This window comes from Aeribacillus pallidus (genome assembly GCF_050478865.1).
Taxonomy (GTDB): Bacteria; Bacillota; Bacilli; order Bacillales; family JACDOC01; genus JACDOC01.
In genome coordinates this window covers 22,943-29,360 of the sequence record NZ_JBCNBW010000013.1, presented here as the reverse complement: position 1 = coordinate 29,360, position 6,418 = coordinate 22,943, and the positions used below count along the sequence as shown (strand labels likewise).

At 38.4% G+C, this 6,418-nt stretch carries 8 protein-coding genes; 1 reads left to right on the top strand and 7 read right to left on the bottom strand.

Annotated elements, in window-relative coordinates; all coding sequences use genetic code 11:
- Positions 1-149: 149 nt before the first annotated feature.
- Positions 150-422, bottom strand: coding sequence for a protein YoyC (locus ABES52_RS03575; RefSeq protein WP_429649016.1), 273 nt, complete (start codon positions 420-422; stop codon positions 150-152).
- Between the two features lie 85 nt (positions 423-507).
- Between ABES52_RS03575 and ABES52_RS03570 the strand changes: the two genes are divergently transcribed.
- Entirely contained in the window at positions 508-750 is a 243-nt protein-coding gene (locus tag ABES52_RS03570) for a DNA alkylation repair protein (protein ID WP_429649014.1), read from the top strand.
- A gap of 36 nt (positions 751-786) precedes the next feature.
- On the opposite strand, the gene ABES52_RS03565 is transcribed toward ABES52_RS03570, so the two are convergent.
- The 6 genes from ABES52_RS03565 to ABES52_RS03540 form a co-directional block, all read right to left on the bottom strand.
- Positions 787-1,704, bottom strand: coding sequence for a CobW family GTP-binding protein (locus ABES52_RS03565; protein WP_429649012.1), 918 nt, complete (start codon positions 1,702-1,704; stop codon positions 787-789).
- Entirely contained in the window at positions 1,704-2,096 is a 393-nt protein-coding gene (locus ABES52_RS03560; protein WP_429649010.1) for a hypothetical protein, read from the bottom strand. Before ABES52_RS03560 ends, ABES52_RS03565 begins: the two co-directional genes overlap by 1 nt.
- A gap of 98 nt (positions 2,097-2,194) precedes the next feature.
- Positions 2,195-3,166, bottom strand: a complete 972-nt coding sequence (locus tag ABES52_RS03555) for an LCP family protein (protein ID WP_429649008.1) — start codon at positions 3,164-3,166, stop codon at positions 2,195-2,197.
- Positions 3,167-3,278: 112 nt separating this feature from the next.
- Complete coding sequence (locus tag ABES52_RS03550; RefSeq protein ID WP_429649006.1) at positions 3,279-4,757, bottom strand: lmo1851 family serine protease; 1,479 nt, start codon at positions 4,755-4,757, stop codon at positions 3,279-3,281.
- Between the two features lie 86 nt (positions 4,758-4,843).
- A complete protein-coding gene (locus tag ABES52_RS03545; protein ID WP_429649004.1) occupies positions 4,844-5,419 on the bottom strand; it encodes a YitT family protein in 576 nt (191 codons plus the stop codon).
- A 123-nt stretch (positions 5,420-5,542) separates the two neighbouring features.
- Positions 5,543-6,394 carry a M15 family metallopeptidase gene (locus ABES52_RS03540; protein ID WP_429649002.1) on the bottom strand — a complete coding sequence of 284 codons (852 nt, stop codon included), beginning with the start codon at positions 6,392-6,394 and terminating at the stop codon, positions 5,543-5,545.
- Between the last annotated feature and the right edge of the window lie 24 nt (positions 6,395-6,418).

Here is a 6,418-nt window from a genome sequence, read left to right as displayed (position 1 = left end):
CTACGCTCAAGTATGGGTCTTACGGCTTCTTGTTCCCGCAGGAGTCGCCGCCGTGTGAATAACTTGCTAAAAACAACAATGACATATAACATAGCCTAAGTAAAAAAGACAGCTTGAACGTAGAAAAAGCTGTCTCTGTAATAAATAAATTATTTAGAAGATTTTATCGTGTCTAACGTGTGTGTATACAACTGGATAAGCGATAGTTGATCGTTCTGAGAAAGCTCACCACGAAGCACACGCTTAATAGCTATGTAATATTTTTCCTCTGGTTTTATCCGAAGACGCGGATGCGTTCGCTCATCCAACAGTTCAGTTTTCATTAAACTATATAATCGACTTTTCGCGTCAGCTTCTTCCTCATTCGATAGGGAAAGGTGAAGAAGTTTAGCATATTGATTAAGTAAATGGTTAAAATCCAACACAATCTCCCTTTCTTATACATAAAAAAGAACTTGCGATAAATACTAAAATTGATTTATTCATCTACCGTAAAGGAGGTATACGATGTCTTCACCATACCGTTGTCCAAATTGTAAAACAAACCGTACACGCTTTAACTTAATAGAACAAGTCCCTACGGCAGTCAAATTAGATCCAATGACTGGAGAAGTCGTTCAACAATACGAGAATGGGCATTTAGATCCGTTTCATACACCATATCGGGGTCCCCATTTAAAAGTTCAATGTGCTGCCTGTGGACTCATTGAAGATGAACGGACATTTATTAAATTTGGCGAACAAAAATAATTAGACTGTATTACACATGCATATTTGGGATGTGTATCAACTTTGTTCTAACTTTTTTAATTGCGAATACAGTCTTTCTTCATCCAATTCTTCTCCGATAATGACTAAAGTTAAAGGCATTTTCATATATTCTGGCATATAAACAGGCATTCCATATGAATATTGAAACAAAAATGGATATGAAGAATGGGTAAAGGCCACATATCCTTTCATCCGATAAACAGTAGACGGCAATGACCGAATCCACTCTTCAAATTGGATTTGTTCAATCGGTTTCGAAAATTCATAGACTACTGATTGTAAATGAAGATGGTGATGATGGGTTGTTTCATGATGCCCTTGTTGAACTCGCTTTAACTTCTTTAATTGATTGATCGAAATGTTTGCGTGTTGCGTAAAAACACAAGTGGCGTGTGAATTTACTTGTTGAATTTCATACACGAACGTACTTAATTCGAATTCTGAAACAAGATCGATTTTATTAACGATAAGTAAATCCGCATGAGCAATTTGTTCACGATATAACTGCAACACTTGTGGTGATAATTGACTTCTCTCCTTCCACCGTAGCACATCAATGACTGTTATGATACCTTTAAATTGTAATTGCCCAGCATATAGGGGGGACATGACAGCATCCAACGTTTCAACTGGGTGGGCTGCCCCCGTTGTTTCAATATAAATAGCATCAATAGGGTACGTACGTAATAAATCCGCAATTTGAGCTTCTACTTGATCCGATAACGTACAACACACACAGCCCCCCATCAACTCTTTTAAAGGAGTCCGGTCGTCTATCGCATTTGAATCAATGGAGACTTCTCCAAGTTCGTTCATCAATACCGCGGGAAATCTCCCTTGTTTTTGTTCTTCTTTCAACAAATGTTTGAGTAACGTTGTTTTTCCACTACCTAAAAACCCAGACAAAAGATAAACTTCCACTAGCTTCCCCATTAAACTTGTTCCTCTCCTTCATCGGTCATCATTTCTTCAATCGTGTGAACAATCGTTTGCCTTAGTTCCTCAATCGAAAACGGAGTTGAGTAACCTATTCGTTGGCACCATTCGTTCCGACACTTCCAAATGGTAATGTATTGATAAGAATAAAACTCTTCGTCTCGTTCGATTCCTATTTCAATAAACGATTCATATCCTGGGTCAAACATTTCGGTGGCAGATGCTATTTTACATTTCTTTTTCCGTAAAAAATCAACGACGAGTTCACCGGAATTTTTAAAACAATCTCGATACTGATGATATAAATCTTGACAAAGTTGTTCACATTGTCGTTCAAACGAAATCATCCGAGACTTAACCTCTTCGTTCATGCTTGTCAGTTGCCTCATATGACCACCTCATGTTGCTTCTCGAAGTCACCTCAAATTGTTATTCTATCGAATTCTAGTCCGTATGACAATGAAACAAACTTCATTACGTTGTGTTTTTAATGGTCTGACAACGACAAGGATTCTTGTCCGTGTAAAAATAGGCGAATCGCTTGTAAATTCTCTTCCAGGTCAAAATCTAACACTAAACCTGTGGATGCAGTTCTTTTATTTTGGTACGAATTTGGAACAGGAATACGCAATGTTTCAACCGTTTCTATTGGATTCGAGAGGAACGTTAAACCGAGCTGAACAAGTTCTACAAATGAGGCGTCTGTTTCTACATAATGAGTGCATTTCCGAACTAGTTGTAAAAGGAGTGGTACATTTTTTTTGGTGATAATTTCATCTTTTACAACTTGAAAAATTTGCAAAAACACTTCCTGTTGACGTTCGACACGTCCGAAATCACTTTGCCCATCTTTTCGAAAACGGACATATTCCAATAGTTCCTTTCCGTGTATTGTTTGTACTCCCGGAGATTTGTCCCATTGATAATATGAAATCATTTCAGACGTTACGTTTACTTCTAGTCCTTCAGGTACCAAAACGTCCATCAAGTGAATAAACCCTTGAAAATTAATGGTCACGACGTAGTCAATCGAGAGTTGAAAATTTTTTTCAATGGTCGTTTTGAGCATTTCTGCTCCCCCCCAATAATATGCATGATTAATTTTACTTAATCCTACTCCGGGAATTGGTACATAGCTGTCGCGCATAATAGAAATGATTTTTAACGACCTTTTGAATGAATCATAATTTCCTACCATTAGTACATCTGCTCTCGCTTGTTCATCATTTCGTTGATCCGTTCCAATTATTAAAAAGTTGATGTTTTTATGTGATGGAACAGCTGCATCTTTCTCTTGTTTGTTAGGAGCTTCTAATTCGGAGGACAACGGTACAAGAGGAGAATTTTTGGAATGAGAAGGTTGTTCTCTTTCAGGATCAGTGAACGTAGCATGATCATGAAGGTATGTCTGGAAAAGCCATCCACATACTAAAATAGCAAGAATTACCCGCAGTTTCATAACATCACCCCCTAATTGGATGTATTCTCATTGTTGGAAGTGGGGTCATACTTTATTCAATTCGATTTCATTTTCAACAAAAAAAAAGTGACGCATCTTAAAGACGCGTCACCTATTCGTTTTCTTCCGTACTCGTATTTGTCATTAACAGTTCCATCGCTTTTTGTATTTGGGTATCATTGTCGATGATCAGTTGCCGAACTTGTTCCATCAATTGAACGGTTGATGATCCTGTAAGCACTCCCGTCGGTTCTAGCTCATTTTCTTTTTGGAAAGCCATAACCGCTTGTTCAGTCTGTTCGTCAAAATACCCATCTACTGTACCTGGTGTAAACCCTAATGCTTGTAACATTTCTTCGGCCGCTTTCACATCTTTGGATAAAGTCGATACCTTTAACTCTTTGTCCGGTTGAATGTATGGTAAGTTCGCATATGGAGGAAGTTGCACTTCATAATCAGGCTGAATGCCTTTTTCATGAATCCATGTTCCGTTAGGTGTTAACCATTTTGCTGTTGTAATTTTCATATTTGATCCATCAGAGAAATCTGCAGCCGATTGGACTGTTCCTTTACCAAACGTCGTTTCTCCAATCAATGGAATATTGGCGGATTGACTTACAGCTGCCGCTAAAATTTCCGACGCACTCGCACTACCGTTATCAATTACGACAGCTACTGGTACATCTACTTTTTTTCCACCTTCGGCATAATAGGACTCCCGCTTTCCGTTGCGATCCTCAATTTGGAGCAAAACTTCTCCTTCTTTTACAAAAAGATTAGAGACTTTCAACGCTTGATCAAGGAGCCCACCCGGATTTTGTCGTAGATCAATAATTAATCCTTTCATTCCTTGTTCTTCCATGGAATCTAAAGCATCAAGCAACTCATTGTATGTGTTTTCCGAGAAGCTTGTAATTTGTACTTTTGCGATTCCATGATCCATCATTTCGGCATAAACGGTTTCTAATGGAATCGTATCACGGACGATCGTTACGTCCATTGTGTCCTCCATGCCTGGACGAGATATGGTTAATGTAACCTCTGTTCCTTTTTCCCCACGGATGAGCATCACCGCTTCTGTTACACTCATTCCTTGAATCGATTTGCCATCAACTTTTAAAATTTTGTCATTTGGTTTTAAGCCTGCTTTTTCCGCTGGCGAGTTTTTGAGTGGGGACACAATCATAATAAAGCCATCTTGTTCTTGTATTTCTGCACCTATTCCTTCAAAAGAAGAAGTAATACTTTCATGAAATCTTCTTGCTTCTTCCTCATTCATGTAATCAGAGTACGGGTCATCTAACGCCTCAATCATCCCGTCAATGGCTCCATTAATTAACGTTTCTTCGTCTAGTGGACGATAGTATTCCTTTTTTAATTTATCATAGGCGTCATACAATTTGTGAAATTCTTGACGTTCGACGACTCCTACTTGAACGGCTTTTTCATCTCCAAATGCAAGGGCAACAATTGTAATTCCTGCCGTTAAAAATACGACAAAAAACATCAGCATTACGAAATGAAACTTTTTAATTTTCAAATATTGTTTGTTCGTCCCTTCGTTTAACACTTCGTGATTTTGCTGTTCCATGCTCATCACCACTTTCATCCCTATGTACATACGTCAAATATTAACTTCTTCATTTTAACAGTTTTTTTTATATCCTAAAAGTACAATTAATGTTGATAAGTTATATTTGTGGTCAAATACGATGTAAAAAAACCAATAACCGAAACGGAAAGTAACGAAAACAAAAACCGCTCCGTTCCGACAATTTGCCAACCAATACAAAGGACCACCGCATCAATGATAAAAATACAAAGTCCAACATTCCATTTGTAAGCTTTACTTATACATTGCGCTAAAAGGTCCGTCCCCCCTGTACTTGTATGGACAATCAACATTAACCCGATGCCAATGCCAACAAAACTCCCTCCAAGGGGAGCACTGATCCATAATGGTAATACAATCCATTCACTGAGAGGACGCAAGGAATCAATGCATAAAGAGGAACTAACTAAACCGATTAAACTGTGAAAAAAAAACGGTCGCTCGTATGTCCATGCATACAAGTAGAGCGGGATACTTAAGAATATCATGGTCAATCCAACTGGTATGTCAATCGTATAATGTAATATTAAGCCAAGACCAATCATACCGCCATCTAACAAACGATGGGGAACAAAAAATCCATTGATTCCGATTCCAATAAGAAAGCACCCAAGAAAAATATGTAGCCCCTTTATTACCATTCCAATAATCCCCCACTCATTGTCATTTAATATAGTTTATGAATGAAGCATGGGGGACTTGTACGAAAAAAAGGTGTACAGAGAAGAACTCCTTACTTCGTCTGAAGATAGATCATCATCCGATTAGATTGGTTTAACCACTTCAAAATATTCTTCTAACGTCCAATTGTTTTCATAAAGAATTTTCGCAATTTCTTTACCGACATAGCGAAAGTGCCACGGCTCATATTTGTATCCAGTAATCGATTCTTTCCCCTTTGGATATCGCAAAATAAATCCAAATTCATGGGCATGCTCAGCCAACCATAATCCTTCAGGTGTTTCACCAAATTGTTCGGTTAAAATATAATTCACATTAGGCGAGGATATGTCGATGGCTAAACCGGTTTGGTGTTCGCTCATCCCTGGAAATGCAACAGACATAGCCGCTTGTTCTTCTCCTACTCGCTCGACCTCTGCGTGAAAAATCGCTTCTTGTCGTTCATACGAACGATACCCTGAGACCGCATATAACTCCAATCCTTCATGGCTAGCGGCTTGAAACATTTCTTCTAATGCTCGGGCCGCATCTTCTCGTAAATAGCTTTTTTCTAATAATAAATCCCCAAAGGCAAATGGTACATCCGGACGTACAAGGTTGGCAGGTACGTAGTCAGAAGGTAAACTAAACGTTTTATTTACTAACGCAAGGATATTGTCAGCATTCGTAATGAATAATTTCCCGTCGACTTCTTCTACTTGATTAAAATATTGCGCTTCTAACGACAGGATGCTTTCATCCGGTTCATCAATTAGTATTTCCTCTTGTTCTGGTTTAGGATCAGAAGTTACATCTTTTGGTGCTTCCGTTTCTTGATCGGTGACTTGTTCATGTTCCTCCACCGAACTCTTTTCAGTAATGGGGCTTTCTTTTTGAACCATGTTACAGCTTGTTAGTAGAAATAGGCATACGATGCTACCTATCCATTTATTCATAATTTCACCTTTTTCTTTCTATCA